The organism is Deltaproteobacteria bacterium (assembly GCA_011773515.1).
Lineage (GTDB): Bacteria > Desulfobacterota > Deferrimicrobia > J040 > J040 > WVXK01.
Genome location: WVXK01000016.1, coordinates 33,209 through 52,224 on the forward strand (window position 1 = coordinate 33,209; position 19,016 = coordinate 52,224).

Sequence of the window (19,016 nt, forward strand, 5' to 3'; positions counted from 1 at the left end):
ACGCCTGTGACACTTCCGGTGCGGTTCTAATCCAGAGATTGCGATACTATCTCGGCCACGTCCCGCGCAACGAAATCCTCTTCCATGTCCTTTGTTTTTATTCCATCGTCGAACATGGTCAGGCAGTAGGGGCAGGATGTGCAGATGCCCGTGGCACCCGTTTCTTCGGCCTGTTCCAGACGGGCGGCACTGATCCGTGTGCCCTCCTCCTCGAACCACATTCCCCCTCCTCCCGCGCCACAGCAGAAAGACTTGTCCCTGTTCTTGTCCATTTCGTTTACCGTGATGCCGGGGATACCCGCGATGCCCCTTCTCGGGGCCTCGTAGATATCGTTGTGCCTTCCGAGATAGCAGGAGTCGTGGATTGCAAAGATATTGTTCAGGGCCTTCCTGGGCTGAATCCTCCCCGCTCTTATGAGGTCGTCGATCAGCTGCGTGTGATGTATAACCTCTTCGAACTCGACGCCGAATTGGGGGTACTCGTTCTTGAAGGTGTTGAAACAGTGAGGGCACTGGGTAATGATCTTTCTGACCCCGTATCTCTGGAAAACCTCCCTGTTCGTCTCGATCATGCCGAACTGGAAAAGGCCTTCCTCGCCGAGCCTCCTCGCGGGATCGCCGCAGCACATCTCTTCCTGGCCGAGGATCGCGTAATCTGTGCCTGACCTCTCCAGTATGTCGATGATCGCCCGGGTGACTTTCTGGTTTCTCATGTCGTAGGCGCCGAAGCATCCGATCCAGTAAAGATACTCGAATTGCTTTTTCTCCATTGCAACGGGAACGTCCATCCCCCGCATCCAATCGCTTCTGTCATCCTGCGGCAGCCCCCAGGGGTTGCCGGTGTTCATCAATTTGCTCAACGTAAAGCGTGCCGATTCGGGGATTTTGCTCTCGAATACGAGTCCGCGGCGCATATCCATGATCATGTCGATGTGTTCTATCGAAACCGGGCACTCGTGAACGCATGCCCCGCAGGTGGTGCATTCCCAGAGCTCCTGTGGCGTTATCGTATCCGGCGTGTTCTCTTCCCCCACCAGGGGAGGATATGAGGGCTTTCCCGTTGCCTTGTCCAGGATTCCCCTGGCCGGGACGAGCGAGATAGAGAGGGCGCTCGTCATGTTTCTCTTTGTCTTGAGCACTACTTCCCGGGGTGAGAGGCTTTTCTCGGTGTTGTAGGCGGGGCACACGTCCTGGCACCTTCCACATTTCGTGCAGGCGTCTGCAGAAATGAGTGATTTCCAGGAGAGGTCAGGAGTTTTCAGTGCCCCGAGCCTCTCCTGCTCCTCCATATCGGGAATCGGCTGCAGCGCCCCCTTGGGCCGGGAGGATTTGAAAAACATGTTTGCCGGCCCGGCGATAAAATGAATGATTTTGGAATAGGGGATCGATGCGATCCAACCGAAGGCGAGGATGAGGTGTATCCACCAGAGGATGCGGTGAGCGGCAAGCAGTCCCTGATTACTTCCCCCTTTCATCATCGCGGCAATTGCTTTTCCTCCGTAGGAAAACTTTGCTGCCTCGGGAGAAGTCGCCGCTATGCGCAGTCCTTCCACGAGGAAACCGGTTATCGCAATGGTGAGTATGAGGAGAAGCTGGAGGAGGTCGTCCCCCTCTCGCGTCAATCCGGGAGGGTTGAGGATGTAACGCCTGAATGCGGCCGTGACGATTCCCGCGATCAGGACCAGACCGAAGGTATCGGAAAAAACCTCAAAGAACGCGAAAAAACGGCCGTGAAGAATCTGGAATCCGAAATCGTACTGGAGGGCGACGAGGCACGTAGCGATAAAGAGCGCTATGAATCCGGAATAGATCATGAGGTGCATTGTCCCGCCGAAGGGCCAGGAAATGGTCTTTTTCTGCAGTATTCCCTCCCTGAAAACAAAGAGAAGCCTTTTCTCGGGATCGTCGAATCTGTCTTCGAATTCCTCCCGGCCCGACCTGTAGACCTTATAGCGGGCATAGAACCCGAAGCCCAAAACGAGGAGGACGACGCCAAAGAGGGCATACATGATCGTGCCCGTGCTCGGTGGAAGGTTCCACATGATTTCCCTGCCGACGATCTCCATGGCTCCTCCTTCAGGTTAACCGAGATATTAGTACCAGAATTACTTTTTTATGACAACCGTGAATGGAACGAAACCCCCTTCCGGTGATGGTTCAGGAAGAAGGATTGGTGCCGGTTTTGCTTTTCCCGCCTATTATACCAGCATATCGACCGCTCGACGAATACCGGTTCACGGCTGGTGGGAAAGCAATGTTCTCTTTTCAGGGGGTTTTCCGGGTCCGCGGTGAAACCTCCGGTGACGAGAGGATGATCCACCGCTGAAGCGGCGGTGCTGCCGGAAAGGCACAGAGAGAAAGAACCCCGAAAAGCCGGGTCGTCCTTTGGCCCCTACCTTCCTTTTCAGGCGCCGGGAAAGGGATTCAAGGGGGCATGGTATAATAGGTCGAATAAAGGAGCGGATTTGAGCAGTTCACAGGTTGAAAGGCAGGTGAAGGACATATTTGGAGAGAGGGCCCGGTTCAGCGAGATCGACAGGGCCTGTTACTCCTACGACGCCATGGGTGTGTCAACGCTCCCCGACGGGGTCGTATTCCCGGAAAAAGAGCAGGAAATAAGGGACTTTTTAAAGCTTGCCGATCAGATCAGGCTTCCCGTCATTCCACGTGGTGCGGGGTCGGGATTCACCGGGGGATCCGTTCCCGTTCGTGGCGGCATAATACTTTCCCTGGAGAGGATGAACCGTATCGTCGACATAGACGAGGAGAATATGACCGTGAAAGTTATGCCGGGGGTCGTGCTCGATCTGCTGAAAAGTGAGGTAAAAGGGGTCGGCCTCTTCTACCCCCCCGATCCTGCGAGCCTGGAGTTTTGCACCATCGGCGGCAATATCGCCGAGTGTGCGGGAGGCCCCTCGGGATTCAAGTACGGCGTTACGAAAGATTACGTTCTCTCCCTGAGAAACGTGCTGCCAACGGGCAAGGTGTTGGTAACGGGAGTCGATACCCTCAAAGGGGTGGTGGGTTACAATCTCACGGGGCTCATCGTGGGATCGGAAGGAACGCTGTCTGTGGTTACCGAAGCGACCCTGAGGCTGATACCCTACCCCGAGTCGTTTTCCACTATCCTTGGGGGCTTCGCCACAACGGAAGAGGCGTCCCTGGCGGTCAACAGGATCATTCAGGCGGGCATAATTCCTGCCGCCATTGAAATTATGGATTCTTCAGCCGTGGAATGTGTGCGTGAGTTTGGCGGTGTGGACCTTCACGAGGGGGTGGGATGCTACCTGCTCATCGAGCTGGACGGGCCGGAGGAAGGAGTCCGGGCTTCATCAAGAAAGCTCTCGGATACCCTGAGCAGGAATGGGGTGGTGGTAATCGAGAGCGCCACAGATAGCGAGGGAAGGGAGAAACTTTGGTCGCTTCGAAGGGCCATATCCCCCTCACTCCTCAAAGTGAATCCCAAAAAGTTGAACGAGGATATTACGGTTCCCCGGACCGGGCTTCCGGCTATGATGAGGAAAATCAGGGAGTTGTCGGAACGAAAGGGCATTCCCATTGTAACCTTCGGTCATGCGGGAGACGGGAACATTCATGTGAACGTGATGATAGATGACGCAATTCCCTGGCAGGTCGAAGAGGCGGAGAAGATCGTGAGAGAAATTTTTTCCCTGACCGTTGAAATGGGGGGTACGATTTCGGGAGAACACGGCGTGGGGCTGGCCAAGAAACCCTATATCGGTATAGAGCTGAACGAGGAGCAGATTTTCATCATGAAGAGGATTAAACATCTTTTCGACCCGAACAACATTCTCAATCCCCACAAGATTTTTCCCTGAGGGTCGGTGATGTCATGAGACCGGACAGGGTAACAGAGCTCATTGGCAAATGCGCGAAATGCGGTGCCTGCAGGAGTGTCTGCCCCCTCCTTGACATTGACCAGATGGAGACATCCGTTGCCAGGGGGAAGATCGAGATCATCAGGCGCGATCTTCAGGGCGAGCTGCCTGCTCGCGAAGCTGATATCCGGTCCTTTCTGGATAACTGTCTCCTCTGCGGAAGGTGCGAGACCAGGTGCCCGAATCAGGTGAAAACCGTGGAAATCATCAGCAACGCGAGAGCCGGGCACACCGGCTACGTGGAGAGGGTACTGGGGAAAAAAGCTCTCGTGAAAGCTCTTTCCCTTCCCTCCTCGGCTATCAAAGCCGGCTCTTTTGTGGGAAAAGGGGTGCTGGAGCTTTTGGGGGAAAAGATTCCGTCAAGCAGCGGTATCTATTACCGGCTTCCATCGCTCATCGCCAGAGGTGATCGAATGGTGCCGGAAATTCCCGCCAGGTCCTTTCTCGAGTCAGAGGGGGAGTCGATCGAAGGACTCGTTGACCGGGAGGCGGATCTTCTCTTTACCGGGTGCGTCTACAACTATCTCTACCCCAAGATCCTCACAAAAACGGCCGAAACGCTCGCAAGGGGTGTCCCCGGGAAAAACATTTCCGCGCCCGCCGAGCAGTCCTGCTGTGGTCTTCCTGCCATGGCAGCGGGGGATCTGGAGGGTGCCCGCCATGCCGGGGAAAAAAACATAAACCTCTTTTTGCGGGTAAGGGGGGGGAAGATACTGTTTCCCTGCGGCTCCTGTCTCTACATGGTGAAAAACGTATATCCCGACCTTTTCAGGGATACGCCGCTTCACGAGCGCTCTCTCGAAGTGGCGAGCAGGTGCCGGGACTACGAATCCCACCTGGTGGAGATGGCGGCTCGATGGATCACGCCTTCACCGGTGGTCGAGGGAAAGGTTGTTTCCTATCACCGGCCCTGCCACCTTTCGTCAATTCCAAATGCCGCAGAAAATGCTGAATTGCTGCTCAGCAAGGTTCTCAAGGGACAGTTCAAACCGATGGAGGGGGCGGACAGGTGCTGCGGGTTCGGGGGGACATTCAACATGACACATTTCGACAAGTCCCGTGACATGGGTATCTCGAAGATAAAGCTTGCCGAGGAATCAGGAGCCGATATCGTTGCCACGTCATGCTCGGGGTGTATCCATCACCTGAGAGAGTCTGCAGTGAGGGCAAAATCGCGGGTCGCCGTCGTTCACACGGGTGAAGTTTTTGATTTCTAAAAGAATACAAACCTGATATCTTGACATAATACCGCACGGGGTAAGAATGGGCTCTATTATTTTCAAACGGGGGGGAAGGAATGTCTCTTCAGAAAAAACTTGACCAGTTAAAAAGTGTAAACGAGCTTGCCTTTGAAGGCGGGGGAAAGGACCGTATCGAGAAGCAGCACGCCCAGGGAAAATTGACGGCGAGGGAAAGAATCAATCTTCTCCTGGATCCCAATTCTTTCATGGAGCTGGACAGGTTCGTTACCCACAGATGCAGTGACTTCGATATGGACAAGAAGAAGTTTTACGGCGATGGGATAATAACCGGGTACGGAACGGTCAACAACCGTCTCGTTTTTCTCTTTGCCCAGGATTTCACGGTTTTTGGCGGGTCGCTGAGCGAAACATACGCGCAAAAAGTGTGCAAGATAATGGACCTTGCAGCCAAAACGGGGGCCCCCTTTATCGGGCTGAACGATTCCGGGGGAGCGAGGATTCAGGAAGGCGTTTTGTCCCTCGCGGGATATGCCGATATATTCCTCCGCAACACGATATATTCGGGCGTCGTCCCCCAGATCTCGGCCATAATGGGACCCTGCGCCGGAGGGGCGGTCTACTCACCGGCAATTACTGACTTTACCCTGATGGTGAAGGATACCAGCTACATGTTCGTCACCGGGCCAGACGTCATCAAGACGGTAACACACGAGGAGGTGACGAAGGAGAAGCTTGGCGGGGCCATGACTCACAACGAAGTGAGCGGTGTTGCCCACTTCGCCGCCGAGGACGAGAAGGAGTGCCTTTTCATGATCAGGGAGCTTCTCTCTTTCATTCCCCAGAACAACATGGAAGACCCGCCCCGTGTTCCCAGCAAAGATCCGCCTGACAGGAGGGATGAGGTTTTGAACGAGCTGGTTCCCGATCAGCCAAATAAGCCCTATGATATCAAGGAGATAATCAAGCACGTCGTTGATGACGGATATTTTTTCGAGGTCCACGAGCACTTCGCCAAAAATATCGTCATCGGATTCGCAAGGATTGCCGGCAGGTCGGTAGGCGTCATAGCCAATCAGCCCGCAGTGCTTGCAGGGTGTCTCGACATCAACGCGTCGATCAAGGGCGCCCGCTTTGTGCGGTTCTGTGATGCCTTCAACATTCCCCTCCTGACATTCGAAGACGTCCCGGGATTTTTACCCGGCACCTCCCAGGAGTTCGGGGGAATAATAAAGCACGGGGCCAAACTGCTCTACGCCTACGCGGAAGCAACCGTTCCCAAGGTTACCGTGATTACCCGGAAGGCTTACGGTGGTGCTTACTGTGTCATGTCCTCCAAACACATAAGGGGCGATATCAACTATGCCTACCCCACTGCGGAAATAGCCGTTATGGGTCCTGAGGGAGCGGTCAACATTGTCTTCAGGCACGAACTCCTGAAGGCCGACGATCCCGTGAAGAGAAAAGATGAGCTCGTCGAGGATTACAGGGATAAGTTCGCAAACCCCTACAAGGCTGCCGAACTCGGCTATATAGATGAGGTCATCATGCCCGAAGACACGCGGCCGCGGGTCATCAGGGCTTTTGAGATGCTGAAGACGAAGCGGGATCAGAACCCGCCAAAAAAACACGGAAATATTCCGTTGTAACCAGTGGGAGTTATCTATGTTTTCAAGGATTCTCGTTGCAAACAGGGGGGAAATTGCAGTCAGGGTAATCAGGGCATGCAGGGAGATGGGGATTGAATCGATCGCTGTGTATTCGGATGTGGACAGACATGCTCTCCACGTACGGTATGCCGATTACGCCTACAGAATAGGGCCGCCGCAGGCGAGCGAGTCATACCTCAATATCGATAAGCTTCTGGAGATAGCGAAGAAGTCACATGTTGAGGCGATCCATCCGGGTTACGGCTTTCTCGCCGAAAATCCCGATTTCGCCCGGAGGCTCAAGGAGGAGGGAATAAAACTGATAGGGCCCCCTCCGGAGGCGATGCGCGTCATGGGGAGCAAGACGCTGGCCCGGCAGACCGTTTCAGACGCGGGTGTACCCGTGGTCCCCGGGACGAAGGAGGCGATTGAAACGGAAGAAGAGGTTTTACGCGTAGCCCGTGAGGTGGGATATCCCGTCATGCTGAAGGCGGCATCCGGAGGAGGCGGAAAGGGCCTTCGGCTGGTAAAGGAGGAGCCGGAGATGCGATCGGCCATCAGGATGGCCCGGTCGGAGGCAAAGTCGTCTTTCGGCGACGATTCGATGTATATCGAGAAGTACATAGAGAACCCCCGGCACATTGAGATCCAGGTCCTGGCGGATCAGCAGGGCAATACCATCCACCTCTATGAGAGGGAATGCTCCATACAGAGAAGACACCAGAAGGTGATCGAGGAAAGCCCGTCGGTTTTCGTGACGGACGAGATTCGAAAAAAGATGGGCGCCGTTGCCGTTGCGGCTGCCAAAGCCGTTGATTACGAAGGAGCGGGAACCGTTGAGTTTCTCATGGACAAGGAAAAAAACTTTTACTTCCTCGAGATGAACACGAGGCTGCAGGTGGAACACCCCGTGACGGAGATGGTGACGGGAATCGACATCGTCAAGGAACAGATCAAGATTGCCGCAGGGGAACCACTCCGGCTGAAACAGGAAGATATAAATCAGGTGGGTCACGCGATAGAGTGCCGCATATACGCCGAAGACCCGGATAGCAACTTCTTTCCCTGCCCGGGTATGATAGAGACCCTGAGGATTCCCGGTGGGCCCGGGGTCAGGGATGATTCGGGGGTATTCGAGGGCTTCGAGATTCCCATTCAATACGATCCCATGATCTCAAAGCTCGTCGTCTGGGGAAAAGACCGCCAGGAAGCGATATTGAGGATGGGAAGGGCTCTTTCAGAGTACATCATAACGGGTGTGAAAACGACAGTTCCTTTCCATATACGGGTCATGAACAACAGGCACTTCATCGAGGGTGATTTCGATACGAACTTCATCGACCAGGTTTTTCTCAAAGAGGAGGAGGAGCGGATTCCCGAAAACTCGGAGGTAGCGATAATCGTGGGAGCCATCGAACAGTACCTCAGGGAAAAGAGTGAATCCCTGAAGTCCGACGAGGTGAGGGAGGGAGAAGGGATATCCCTCTGGAAAAGCTCTTTTCGGCCGGGTTTCGGGAGAAGGTTCTAAGGGTGATATGATGAATTACTACGTGAGCCTGGAAGAAAAAGAAGTCCTGGTAGGAGTGACGGAGGCGGGTGTGGCCCAGTTCAAGGTCCGGATCGACGACAGGGAAATAGCCGTAGACGCGCACAAGGTGGAAAAAGATGCCTGGTCCATAGTGATAGACAACAGGGTATATGAGGCGGACCTTGTTGTTTCCGATGAGGACATTGAAGTCCTTATCAGAGGGGACAGATACCCGCTGAAGGTCCTGAACGAGCAGAAGAAGGCGTTGGGCAGGGTCAGCGAGGCCGCCGAGGGGGGAAAGCAGCTCATCGACGCGCCCATGCCCGGCAAGGTAGTGAAGGTCCTCGTCGTGGAAGGCGAAGACGTGGAGGCAAACCAGGGGGTGATAATCATAGAGGCGATGAAGATGGAGAACGAGTTCAAATCCCGGGCGGCGGGCAAGGTGAAAGAGGTTTTCGTAAAGGAAGGGGACATTGTCGAAGGTGGGGAAAAGCTTCTCCTGATTGAATAAGGAGGCTCAGGAAATGGGGAAAAAAGGCCTGAAAGATATAAGGGGCAGTTTCCGCAGGTGGGAAAAAAAGGTCCTTGATGAATCGATGAAACATTCCAGCGAGAGGAAACCCGCCTTCAAGAGCACGTCGGGGTATGACGTAGAGCGGGCATACATGCCGTTTCATGCGCAATCTGAGCGTTACCTGGATAATGTCGGCTTTCCCGGGGAGTATCCGTATACCAGGGGAATCCAGCCTACCATGTACAGGGGCAGGTTCTGGACCATGCGGCAATATGCGGGATTTGGGACCGCCGAAGAGTCGAACGCCAGATATCGCTACCTTCTGGCCCAGGGACAGACCGGCCTGAGCGTAGCCTTCGATCTCCCCACCCAGATGGGGTACGATTCCTCCCACCCTATGGCCGCGGGTGAGGTGGGAAAAGTCGGCGTAGCAATTGATTCGCTGGAGGACATGGAGACGCTGCTTCGCGATATTCCCCTCGACCTGGTGTCCACGTCGATGACCATCAACGCCACCGCGTCGATTATTCTCGCCATGTACATAGCGGTAGGGAAGAAAAATGGCATTTCAATGCAAGAACTATCCGGAACGATTCAGAATGACATCCTGAAGGAGTACATCGCGAGGGGAACGTACATATTCCCACCCGGACCTTCCATGCGGATCATTACCGATATATTCGAATTCTGCAGCAGCAATGTCCCCAAGTGGAATACGATAAGCATCAGCGGATACCACATCCGTGAGGCGGGTTCCACGGCGGTCCAGGAGGTCGCCTTTACGCTTGCCGATGGCATCGCATACGTCCAGGCCGCCCTGGATGCGGGACTGGAGGTTGATTCTTTCTCGTCGAGACTTTCCTTTTTCTTCAATGCCCATAACAATTTCCTGGAGGAAGTGGCGAAGTTCAGAGCGGCAAGGAGATTGTGGGCCAGGATAATGAAGGAACGCTTCGGGGCAAAAAATCCCCGCTCGATGATGCTGCGGTTTCATACCCAGACAGCCGGGTCGTCGCTGACCGCCCAGCAGCCGGAAAATAACATTGTTCGTGTTGCGTTGCAGGCTCTGGCCTCGGTTCTGGGCGGGACCCAGTCGCTGCATACCAACTCCATGGACGAAGCACTTTCCCTTCCCACAGAAGATGCGGTGAGGGTTGCTCTGAGAACCCAGCAGATCCTGGCCAGCGAGGCGGGGGTGGCCGATACGGTTGACCCCCTTTGCGGGTCGTATGCGATCGAGGCCATGACTGACAGGATCGAGGAGGAGGCGGAAGCGTACGTAAAGAAGATAGACAAGATGGGGGGGATGATAAAGGCCATCGAGTCCGGCTACGTCCAGAAGGAAATTCAGGAGTCAGCATACCAGTATCAGCTTGCAGTGGAGAAAAAGGAAGCGATCGTGGTGGGTGTCAACGACTACGTGATTGAAGAAGGGCCCCCGAAAAACCTGCTCAAAGTCGATCCCAAGATCGAGAAGGTGCAGCGGAAAAAAATCCGGGAACTGAGGAAGAGAAGGGACGGCAAAAAGGTCGCCGGAACTCTTGAAAATTTGCTGGATGCCTGCCGGGATGGAAGCAATCTGATGTTTCCCATACTTGAAGCTGTTGAGAACTATGCAACGATTGGAGAGATAAGCGACGTCATGAGGTCGGTTTTTGGCACCTACACTGCAAGATCACTGCTCTAGTGCCGACAGGGCAATGAGTGATAAGGTGATAGAGTTCCTGCTCAGCAACCCGGGCAGGTTCTTTTCGGGAGAGGAAATTTCAAAGAGCCTTGGGATTAGCAGGCAGGCACTCTGGAAGAAGATCTCCTCCCTTCGAAAAAATGGGTGGAACGTGGAAGGCAAAGCCGGAAAGGGGTATCGCCTCGCCTCGATCCCATCCCATGTAGAGCTCGAGACTCTCAGGGCAACCTTCAGCGAAAAGAATTTCTGGGAAGAGATCCACATACTCGAGTCGGTCGACTCAACGAACTCGTTCCTTCTGAAAAGATATGAGGGAGGAATAAAAAGAGCCATTGCCATCGGAGACGAACAGAGCTCGGGAAGGGGGAGAATGGGGAGGCGATGGTTCTCTCCCCGCGGGAAAAATATCAACATGTCCGTTCTGCTCCCGCTCGCTGTTTCTCCCGCCCTGTCTCCTGCGATAACGATCGTAGCGGGCCTCTCAGTGGCAGGTGCGATCCGGGATAAGTTCAAAATACCCTGCCAGGTCAAATGGCCAAACGACGTGTATCTTGCCGGAAAGAAACTCTGCGGCATTTTGACCGAGATGGTGGCAGAGCTCGATTCGACCCGTTCGGTGGTAATCGGAATCGGGATCAACGTGAACAGCGAAAGGAGAGACTTCCCCCCTCATCTGCGCGATCTGGTTATATCTTTGAAAGAGTATACCGGAAAGGATATCATGAGGGTTGACGTAGCTTCCTCTGTCGTTGAGCTGCTCCTTCGGAATCTGGAGATCTTTCAGCGACGTGGCCTCGAAATGTTTATAGAGAAATGGAACCGCCTCTCTTTCCTGAAGGGGAAGGTGGTAACCCTTCGGACCGGGAAAGAGAAGGTTCAGGGAGAGGTCAAGGGTATTCACAGAGAGAGGGGTTACCTGGTGCTCGAGGACGAGGGGGGTAACCGGTTCGAGATAATTTCCGGAGACGTGGAGGAAATAAGGGACAGGTGACATGAGCCTGCTTGTTTTGGATATCGGGAACACGAATATCGTTATGGGTGTATTTGCCGGAGAAGAACTCACCGGACACTGGCGTATCGTTACGGACAGGGACAAGACGGAAGATGAATATGGAGTCCTTATTTCGCAGCTGCTTGATCGATCCAGGATCGATGTCGCTGGAATTGACAGCATCGTCATCTCCTCCGTCGTTCCTCCCCTGACGATAACCTTTGAAGAGCTTGCGAAAAAGTATTTCGGAAAAGATCCACTCGTCGTCGAACCCGGCGTCAAAACAGGAATAAGGATCAGGTATGACAACCCGAAGGAAGTGGGAGCGGATAGAATAGCGAACGCCGTCGGCGCCTTCGGCAAATACGGTTCTGCCTGTATCGTGGTGGATTTCGGAACGGCCACCACATTCGACCTCGTTTCCTCTGAGGGTGACTACATGGGTGGTGTAATCGCGCCTGGAATAAATATTTCTGCCGAGGCTCTTTTCAAACAGACATCGAAACTCCCGAGGGTCGATATCAGCAGGCCACTTTCAATTGTGGGGAAAAATACCGTTGAATCGATAAAATCCGGCATATTTTACGGTTACGTCAGCCTCATTGACGGGATCGTTGAGAGAATAAAAAGGGAATACAGTGAGGATCTCATCGTCATCGCAACGGGCGGGATCGCAAAGACCATCGCGCCCGAATCGGAGGCAATCGACCTGGTTGATGAAAATTTGACTTTGGACGGGTTGAGAATTATATATTTAAAAAACAAGAAAAACGCAGAGGAGGCATGATCAGAAGATGAGGAATACAGAGATCGACAGGATCAGAAACCTCGGGATTATAGCGCACGGCGGGGCGGGAAAGACCACGCTGGCCGAGTCTCTTCTTTTCTGTGCGGGGGCTACCGACAGGATGGGAAGGGTTGATGACGGTTCTTCGAATTTCGACGTTGATCCAGAGGAGATCAAGAGGAAAATTACGATAAGCACCTCGTTTCACCACTACCGCTGGGGAAAATATGACGTTACCGTTGCCGATACCCCGGGATACATAAATTTTGAGGCCGACGCGAGGAATTGCCTGAGCTTTTTAGACGGGGCCGTTCTCGTGGTGAACGCCGTTTCCGGCGTCGAGGTGCAAACGGAGAAGATGTGGAAATTTGCCAATGAGTTGAGAGTGCCCACCATTGGTTTCGTGAGCAAGATGGACCGCGAAAGGGCCGATTTTGAGAGAGTCGTCGAGGAAATAAAGGAAGTTTTGAACGCAAACGTCGTTCCCGTCATGTATCCAATCGGAAAAGAAGCACAGCTCCGGGGAGTGGTGGATATCTGCAAGATGAAGGCGGCTATCTATCCCCGCGAGGGATCGGGTGAATTTGAGCTTCAGGATGTCCCTGAGGACCTGGCTGGTAGGATTGGCGAACTGAGAGAGATGTTTGTGGAGTCGGTGGCGGAGACGGATGATGAGCTGCTCGAGAAGTATTTGAGCGACAGCGAAATAACGGAAGAGGAGATGATGGAGGCGTACAGGAACGCCGTCTGGGAAATGAAAATTTTTCCTCTTTTCTGCGGCTCTGCATTGAAGCTCGTCGGGATTCACGCCCTCCTGGACTATGTCAACCAATTGTTGCCCCCTCCGCCGTTTCGGGGAGAGATCGTGGGAAAAAACCCAAGGAACAGAGAGGAAGAGGGGAGGAAAATAGCAAAGGAAGGGCCCTTCTCGGCGCAGGTGTTCAAGACCCTCGTCGACCCCTATGCGGGGAAGCTTTCTATCATGAAGATCAACTCGGGGACGTTGACTCCCGACATGGGACTGTATAACGCAAACAAGGACACTTCTGAACGCATAGCACAGATATTGAAGCTGGAGGGGAAAAAGCAGAGGCAGTTGACGAGCGCAATCGCCGGGGAGATTATCGCTATTCCCAAGTTCAAGGAAACGGTGACGGGAGATACGCTCTGCGACAAAAAAAGCCCCATCCAATTTGGTGAGCTCACCTTCGAGGAGCCCGTCATATCCTTTGCGATAAAGCCGGTAAGCAGAGGTGACGAGGACAAGCTTGGTCCCTCCCTGGCCCGCCTCATGGAGGAGGACCCAACGCTTACATTTGGCCAGGATCCGCAGACCAGGCAGTTCATTCTTTCGGGGATGGGGGAGATACACCTGGAGGTTGCGGTGGAAAAACTGAAGCGGCAGTTTGGCGTGGAGGTGGTGCTCCGGACCCCGAAGGTGCCGTACAAAGAGACGATCAAGAAAAGCGTACAGGTGCAGGGAAGATACAAGAAACAGACAGGCGGAAGAGGTCAGTACGGAGATACATGGTTGCAGATCGAACCCCTCGAGAGAGGAACCGGCTTCGAGTTCGTCAACAAGATTGTCGGGGGGGTAGTGCCCCGCCAGTATATTCCCGCCGTTGAAAAAGGAGTCCTTGAAGCAATGACCGATGGCTTTCTTGCAGGCTATCCTGTCGTTGACATTCGGGTTACCCTCTACGACGGTTCATACCATCCCGTCGATTCGTCGGAGATGGCTTTTAAAATTGCCGCATCACTGGGGTTCAAGAAGGGGATGGAGCAGGCAAATCCCGTGCTCATCGAACCCATAATCGAGGTTGAGGTAACCTGCCCCGAAGAGAACATCGGGGATGTGATCGGCGATATGAACAGCAAGAGGGGAAGGGTTCTTGGAGTGGAGGCACATGGAAGGCACCAGGTTGTCAGGGTGCTGGTTCCCATGGCAGAGATCTTGAGATACTCGTCGGATTTAAGGGCTCTCACCTCCGGCAGGGGCGTGTTCACCATGAAGTTCTCCCACTACGAGGAGGCGACGGGCCAGGTGGCCGATAAGGTGATGGATGAAGCGAAGAGGGAAGCCGAAGCAGTCGCGGATGAAAAATGATGCCATGCTCCCTGCCTCGGAGATGATGAGCCGTCGATCCTCGCTTCATTCCATGAAACAGGGGCAACTGGCGACAGTTGGATGCTCCTGCTCCGTTACTTTCGGTTTCAATGTATTGAGCGATAAAATGATATTTTAAAAAAAGTGCGTATTTGTGGTAAAAGTAATCTGAGAAAAGGAGTGGAAAAAGCTCGAACGATACTAAATAATGGAAGAGGTTTCAATGGCACTATTCAATTACGCTGCAAGAGAAATAAGCGCGAAGATCGTGTATTATGGCCCCGGACTTTCGGGGAAGACAACGAACATCGAGTCGATCTATTCGATGTTGCAGTCCGACCAGAGGGGGAAACTCATTTCCCTTCCCACGGAAACGGACAGAACGCTTTTCTTCGACTTTCTCCCCGTTGAACTCGGCAAGATAAAAGGCTTTACCGTTCGATTCCATCTCTATACCGTCCCGGGCCAGGTATTTTACAACCAGACGAGAAAACTCGTCCTCCAGGGTGTGGATGGGATAGTTTTCGTTGCTGACTCACAGGTGAACATGCTCGACAGCGATATTGAGAGTCTTCGGAATCTGCAAGAGAACCTGGCGTCTTACGGGAAGAATCTCGAGGAACTCCCTTTCGTAATGCAGTTTAACAAGCGTGACCTCAAAAACATCATGTCCGTTGAGGAGATGAACAGTCACCTCAATGAGAACGGCGTGCCGTACTTCAACGCGATAGCCATCACGGGGGAGGGCGTAAAAGACACTCTGATGGAAATTGCCAAGATGGTTTTCAATTATCTCAGGAAGACGCTCCTTCTGGAATCTGAGATCGGAAGCTCTGCAGAAGAAGACATAGGTGAGCTTGTGGGGAGAGAAATAGACCAGAGGTTCGTGAGCGAACAGGAGGAGATCGAAGAGATTGAGGATCTGGAAGAGCTTCCATCGGATTCCTCAATGAACATAAATTTCGGGGAGCTGTCTGCAGAGGGCGATATGCAGGATGGGGCCGGCGAGATGCTCCTTGAGGGGCAGGACCTCGGTGGCGAGATGGATTCCCCCGAAGAACCTGGTTTTTCAGAGGCAATAGAGTTCGACGAGATGCCGGACCTGGAAGGGGAAGATGGAGATATACGAAGCCTGCTCGATGAAATAGAGATAGAAGAAGAAGAGGTCCGCGAGGAGGAGCATGTCGGGGCTGGCGATGTGGGAGTTTCCGTTGAGGGAGCGGGGCTTACTTTCGTTCGGCTCGAGAATCCATACATTTCTCATGAGGGGGGTGCGGTGGTTCCGGCGGTGTTTTTAAACAGCGAGGGTGCCGAAGTCGTTGTGAAGATCAAAATATCGGTAGAAAAAGGCTGAGGATGGTACAGGATTTTCAGAATAAATCCAAAGAGATAATACGTTCTTCCAGCAGTATCGATATAAAGATAAAAGAATTTACCGATCTTATTTCCAAGTTTCTCGACAACTCGGTAGTTTCCGTTCTTCTCTTCGACAGGGAAGTGGATGAATTTTTCCTCAGGGGCTCCACTATCCGGTACCAGGGGGGTGTTGATGCCGTGCGCTTCTCGGCTTCGGGAACGGTGGATGCCCTGTCCCTTGTAGAAAAACGCGTGGTTTCCATGAGGGAGGTGAACAGGCCCGCCGACAGCAGACTGAAGGCGGAGTACCACGCCTTCGGGTTGAACACGATGGGGGAGATGCTCGGAGTCGTCTCTGTCCAGAGTGTCTCAGAAAGAGGCCTTCCCCCGGAGAAGATCGCCGCGGCAGGAGAGGCGATCAACCAGCTTGCCGATGTCGTATCAATAGCCATCAAAGAGGAAACTGTTTCCGAGCGCATGACCAAGATAGCGGCCATCAACGAAGCCGGGGTCAACATCATTTCCACTCTCGACCTGGACAGGCTGCTCAAGCTTGTTGCCACGTCTGCTTCCCTGATCATGGAGGCAGAGAGCTGTGTGTTGAGGTTGTATGACGAAGACAGCGGCAAATACACGATAAGAGAATTCTACGGCCTGAAGGGAGAGGATGTACAGAAGATGCTGTTTCAACTCGACAGGGCGGTGGTGGTGGAGGTGTTGAAAAGCGGCAATCCGATTCTCCTCCGGGATATTGGCGAAGATGAACAGCACAAGAAGTTCGATGGCTATGCGAAGACGCTTATCTGCTATCCCCTGAAGGAAGGGGTGGATGTTATCGGGACGGCAACCATTTTTGACAAGTTCACGCAAAAGACTTTTTACCCCATACCCTTTACGAGTGAGGACCTGAATAATTTTGAAAAGTTTACCAGGTATGCGGAAAAGGCGATTTCAAATGCCATAACCTTTGAGAGAAATGAAAAGCTGAAAAACATAGACGACGTGACGGGATTGCCCAATCTCAAGTATTTCCAGTCCCGGCTGTTAACCGAGCTGAACCGGGCCAAGAGGTTCAGCAGCAAACTCGTCCTGATGATTTGTGAAATCGTCCCCCATGTGAGCTTTGAGGAATTTTACATGAAGTGGAAGGGAGACCGTATCATAAAGCGTCTTGCCGGGAAAATAAGGGGAACCTTGCGCGAGTATGACGTGGTGGCGAGAATCAGTGAAAGCAAGTTTGGCATCATATTGCCTCAGGCCGAGGACGGAAAGATAAGTGCAATCCCGAGGATAAAGAAGTCCATAGAAGATGAGATCGCCGTGATCAAGGAAGAGGGGAAGGACATCAAAGTCGATATAAAGTTTGGACATGCCACATATCCAGACGACGGTGAGGAGTACGAGAAGCTCATCTTCAAGACGAATATCTTAAAGTTGTGAGCCATGTCTGGCAGGATCGTTGCGGTATCAATCAGCGGAGAAAAGGGAACGAGGAAAGAAAACGTCGATTTTGTTTCCCTCGTTGAGGGCAGCGGTATTGCAGGAGATGCGCACGCAGGGCCCGGCACGAGGCAGGTCAGCCTCCTCTCCATTGATTCGATCGAGAAGATGAGAGCTTCCGGCGGCCTGGAGCTTTCTCCCGGAGACTTTGCTGAAAACATTACAGTCGAGGGCATTTCGCTCCTCTCGATCGATGTGGGTACGAAAATCCGGCTCGGAGAAACTGCGCTGCTGGAAGTTACCCACATCGGTAAGGAATGTCACGATCGGTGTGCCATATACTTTTCAGCCGGCGACTGTGTCATGCCCCGGGAGGGAATATTTGCGAAAGTTGTAAGAGGAGGACTGGTCAGGCCGGGAGACGGGGTTGCACTTGAATGAGATGTTTACCGCTTTCGTGATAACCGTGAGCGACAGGTCATTCCGCGGGGAGAGAGAAGACCTGTCGGGCCCATCGGTTGCCGGATTCCTGGCGGGGAAGCAATTTCATGTGGTCGGGTCTGCCATCGTACCCGACGAGGCCGGTGCGATAGGTGACGCTATCTGCGGGGCTATTGATAATGAGGGAGTTGACCTCGTGGTGACAACGGGCGGCACGGGGCTGTCACCGAGGGATGTGACACCCGAGGCTACCCTCTCCGTCATAGACAGACACATCCCGGGTTTTCCAGAAATCATGAGAAAGGAAAGCATTGCAAAAACAGCCTACGCCTCCTTTTCAAGGGGGGTTTGCGGCATAAGAGGGAAAAGCATCGTAATAAATCTTCCCGGTTCTCCAAAAGGAGCGATTGAAAATATAGAGGTGATAGGGGATATCCTCAGGGATGCGGTAAGGGAAGTGCGGGGAGAGGTGGCTGACTGCAGCGAAAAGGGCATCGAGCGGCTCAAAGAGTGAGGATTCCCCCGACCCGGAAAAGCAGGCCATAACGGCTTTCGCCGAGCAGAACTAAGAGCCTTTTTCCTTTGTGCGGTGGGCATCCCCCTCTATCGTAACGTTCATGCTTCCCGCCCTGTATCCCTCGAGGTCAAGGGAGACGAAGGTATACCCGAGTTCCCTGAACCGTTCCGAGACCTCCTTCCTGATCGAAGGGTCAAGAAACCTCTCCATCTCGTCCTGCCCAACTTCGATTCGCGCAACGCTGTCGTGGTGCCGAACCCTGAACTGCCTGAACCCCTTTTCTATAAGGTAAGCTTCACATGCCTCTATTTTTTTGAGGCCCTCCTCCGTGATTTCATTTCCGTATGGGAACCGCGATGAGAGACACGCGTAAGATCCCTTGTTCCACGTGGGAATGCCGAGTTTCCGGGAGAGCACCCGTATCTCATCTTTAACGAGGCCGGCTTCCACGAGTGGGCTTCGAACCCCAAGCTCCTCCGCTGCAACCCTTCCGGGCCTGAAATCGAAAATGTCGTCGCTGTTGTTGCCGTCGACAACCCAGGGGATGTTCATTGTCTCACCAATTTTTATCAATTTGCCGAACAACTCCTTTTTGCAGAAATAACACCTGTTCGGCGGATTGCCTCGAAACTCGGGAATGTCTAATTCCTCCGATTCTATGATCAGGTGCCGTGCGGCGAACAATGTGGCGAGGGACCTGGCCTGTTCAAGTTCGAAAGAAGGATAGGTTGAGGAAGTTGCCGTGACGGCAACTGCCCTTTCCCCGAGGGTGTCAATTGCTACTTTGAGCAAAAAGGTACTGTCCACCCCCCCGCTGAATGCCACGATGACGGCACCCATGTCCCTCAAAATCTCCTGGAGTTTGTCCAGTTTATCCGAAACCTTTTTGTCCACTCTGCCC

The 19,016-nt window shown here is 53.3% G+C and carries 15 protein-coding genes; 13 read left to right on the forward strand and 2 right to left on the reverse strand.

Annotated elements, in window-relative coordinates:
- Nucleotides 1-26: 26 nt before the first annotated feature.
- The gene (locus GTN70_01945; protein NIO15759.1) at nucleotides 27-2,066 is read right to left on the reverse strand and encodes a 4Fe-4S dicluster domain-containing protein; all 2,040 of its coding nucleotides are present in this window, start codon (nucleotides 2,064-2,066) and stop codon (nucleotides 27-29) included.
- Nucleotides 2,067-2,465: 399 nt separating this feature from the next.
- Here GTN70_01945 and GTN70_01950 point away from each other — a divergent pair, with 399 nt between their 5' ends.
- From GTN70_01950 to GTN70_02010, 13 genes are all read left to right on the forward strand, one after another.
- Nucleotides 2,466-3,839 carry an FAD-binding protein gene (locus GTN70_01950; protein ID NIO15760.1) on the forward strand — a complete coding sequence of 458 codons (1,374 nt, stop codon included), beginning with the start codon at nucleotides 2,466-2,468 and terminating at the stop codon, nucleotides 3,837-3,839.
- A 14-nt stretch (nucleotides 3,840-3,853) separates the two neighbouring features.
- Nucleotides 3,854-5,116, forward strand: coding sequence for a 4Fe-4S dicluster domain-containing protein (locus GTN70_01955; GenBank protein NIO15761.1), 1,263 nt, complete (start codon nucleotides 3,854-3,856; stop codon nucleotides 5,114-5,116).
- Between the two features lie 80 nt (nucleotides 5,117-5,196).
- Entirely contained in the window at nucleotides 5,197-6,747 is a 1,551-nt protein-coding gene (locus GTN70_01960) for a methylmalonyl-CoA carboxyltransferase (protein ID NIO15762.1), read from the forward strand.
- A 16-nt stretch (nucleotides 6,748-6,763) separates the two neighbouring features.
- Nucleotides 6,764-8,275 carry an acetyl-CoA carboxylase biotin carboxylase subunit gene (gene accC / locus GTN70_01965; GenBank protein ID NIO15763.1) on the forward strand — a complete coding sequence of 504 codons (1,512 nt, stop codon included), beginning with the start codon at nucleotides 6,764-6,766 and terminating at the stop codon, nucleotides 8,273-8,275.
- 10 nt (nucleotides 8,276-8,285) lie between these two features.
- Nucleotides 8,286-8,786 (forward strand): acetyl-CoA carboxylase biotin carboxyl carrier protein subunit, encoded by a 501-nt coding sequence (locus tag GTN70_01970; protein NIO15764.1) that lies wholly within the window; start codon nucleotides 8,286-8,288, stop codon nucleotides 8,784-8,786.
- Between the two features lie 13 nt (nucleotides 8,787-8,799).
- Nucleotides 8,800-10,476: a methylmalonyl-CoA mutase gene (locus GTN70_01975; protein ID NIO15765.1), complete on the forward strand. Its 1,677-nt coding sequence runs from the start codon at nucleotides 8,800-8,802 to the stop codon at nucleotides 10,474-10,476.
- Between the two features lie 25 nt (nucleotides 10,477-10,501).
- Nucleotides 10,502-11,467: a biotin--[acetyl-CoA-carboxylase] ligase gene (locus GTN70_01980; GenBank protein NIO15766.1), complete on the forward strand. Its 966-nt coding sequence runs from the start codon at nucleotides 10,502-10,504 to the stop codon at nucleotides 11,465-11,467.
- Nucleotide 11,468: 1 nt separating this feature from the next.
- Nucleotides 11,469-12,254, forward strand: coding sequence for a type III pantothenate kinase (locus GTN70_01985; GenBank protein NIO15767.1), 786 nt, complete (start codon nucleotides 11,469-11,471; stop codon nucleotides 12,252-12,254).
- 7 nt (nucleotides 12,255-12,261) lie between these two features.
- Nucleotides 12,262-14,361, forward strand: a complete 2,100-nt coding sequence (gene fusA / locus GTN70_01990; GenBank protein NIO15768.1) for an elongation factor G — start codon at nucleotides 12,262-12,264, stop codon at nucleotides 14,359-14,361.
- A gap of 223 nt (nucleotides 14,362-14,584) precedes the next feature.
- Complete coding sequence (locus tag GTN70_01995; protein NIO15769.1) at nucleotides 14,585-15,715, forward strand: hypothetical protein; 1,131 nt, start codon at nucleotides 14,585-14,587, stop codon at nucleotides 15,713-15,715.
- 2 nt (nucleotides 15,716-15,717) lie between these two features.
- Nucleotides 15,718-17,157 (forward strand): diguanylate cyclase, encoded by a 1,440-nt coding sequence (locus tag GTN70_02000; GenBank protein NIO15770.1) that lies wholly within the window; start codon nucleotides 15,718-15,720, stop codon nucleotides 17,155-17,157.
- A gap of 3 nt (nucleotides 17,158-17,160) precedes the next feature.
- Nucleotides 17,161-17,598 carry an MOSC domain-containing protein gene (locus tag GTN70_02005; protein ID NIO15771.1) on the forward strand — a complete coding sequence of 146 codons (438 nt, stop codon included), beginning with the start codon at nucleotides 17,161-17,163 and terminating at the stop codon, nucleotides 17,596-17,598.
- Nucleotide 17,599: 1 nt separating this feature from the next.
- Nucleotides 17,600-18,112, forward strand: a complete 513-nt coding sequence (locus GTN70_02010) for a molybdenum cofactor biosynthesis protein (GenBank protein NIO15772.1) — start codon at nucleotides 17,600-17,602, stop codon at nucleotides 18,110-18,112.
- 51 nt (nucleotides 18,113-18,163) lie between these two features.
- Here the strand turns inward: GTN70_02010 and larE are convergent, their stop codons facing one another.
- On the reverse strand, nucleotides 18,164-18,955 hold the full coding sequence (gene larE / locus GTN70_02015; GenBank protein ID NIO15773.1) for an ATP-dependent sacrificial sulfur transferase LarE: 792 nt from the start codon (nucleotides 18,953-18,955) through the stop codon (nucleotides 18,164-18,166).
- Nucleotides 18,956-19,016 lie beyond the last annotated feature (61 nt).

Bases quoted from the DNA above. Each gene is read 5' to 3' on its own strand.
- GTN70_01960 (NIO15762.1), top strand. From the start codon at position 5,197: ATGTCTCTTCAGAAAAAACTTGACCAGTTAAAAAGTGTAAACGAGCTT.
- GTN70_01995 (NIO15769.1), top strand. From the start codon at position 14,585: ATGGCACTATTCAATTACGCTGCAAGAGAAATAAGCGCGAAGATCGTG.
- GTN70_02000 (NIO15770.1), top strand. From the start codon at position 15,718: ATGGTACAGGATTTTCAGAATAAATCCAAAGAGATAATACGTTCTTCC.
- GTN70_02005 (NIO15771.1), top strand. From the start codon at position 17,161: ATGTCTGGCAGGATCGTTGCGGTATCAATCAGCGGAGAAAAGGGAACG.
- GTN70_01985 (NIO15767.1), top strand. From the start codon at position 11,469: ATGAGCCTGCTTGTTTTGGATATCGGGAACACGAATATCGTTATGGGT.
- accC (NIO15763.1), top strand. From the start codon at position 6,764: ATGTTTTCAAGGATTCTCGTTGCAAACAGGGGGGAAATTGCAGTCAGG.
- GTN70_01955 (NIO15761.1), top strand. From the start codon at position 3,854: ATGAGACCGGACAGGGTAACAGAGCTCATTGGCAAATGCGCGAAATGC.
- fusA (NIO15768.1), top strand. From the start codon at position 12,262: ATGAGGAATACAGAGATCGACAGGATCAGAAACCTCGGGATTATAGCG.
- GTN70_01975 (NIO15765.1), top strand. From the start codon at position 8,800: ATGGGGAAAAAAGGCCTGAAAGATATAAGGGGCAGTTTCCGCAGGTGG.
- GTN70_02010 (NIO15772.1), top strand. From the start codon at position 17,600: ATGTTTACCGCTTTCGTGATAACCGTGAGCGACAGGTCATTCCGCGGG.
- GTN70_01945 (NIO15759.1), bottom strand. From the start codon at position 2,066: ATGGAGATCGTCGGCAGGGAAATCATGTGGAACCTTCCACCGAGCACG.
- larE (NIO15773.1), bottom strand. From the start codon at position 18,955: ATGGGTGCCGTCATCGTGGCATTCAGCGGGGGGGTGGACAGTACCTTT.
- GTN70_01970 (NIO15764.1), top strand. From the start codon at position 8,286: ATGAATTACTACGTGAGCCTGGAAGAAAAAGAAGTCCTGGTAGGAGTG.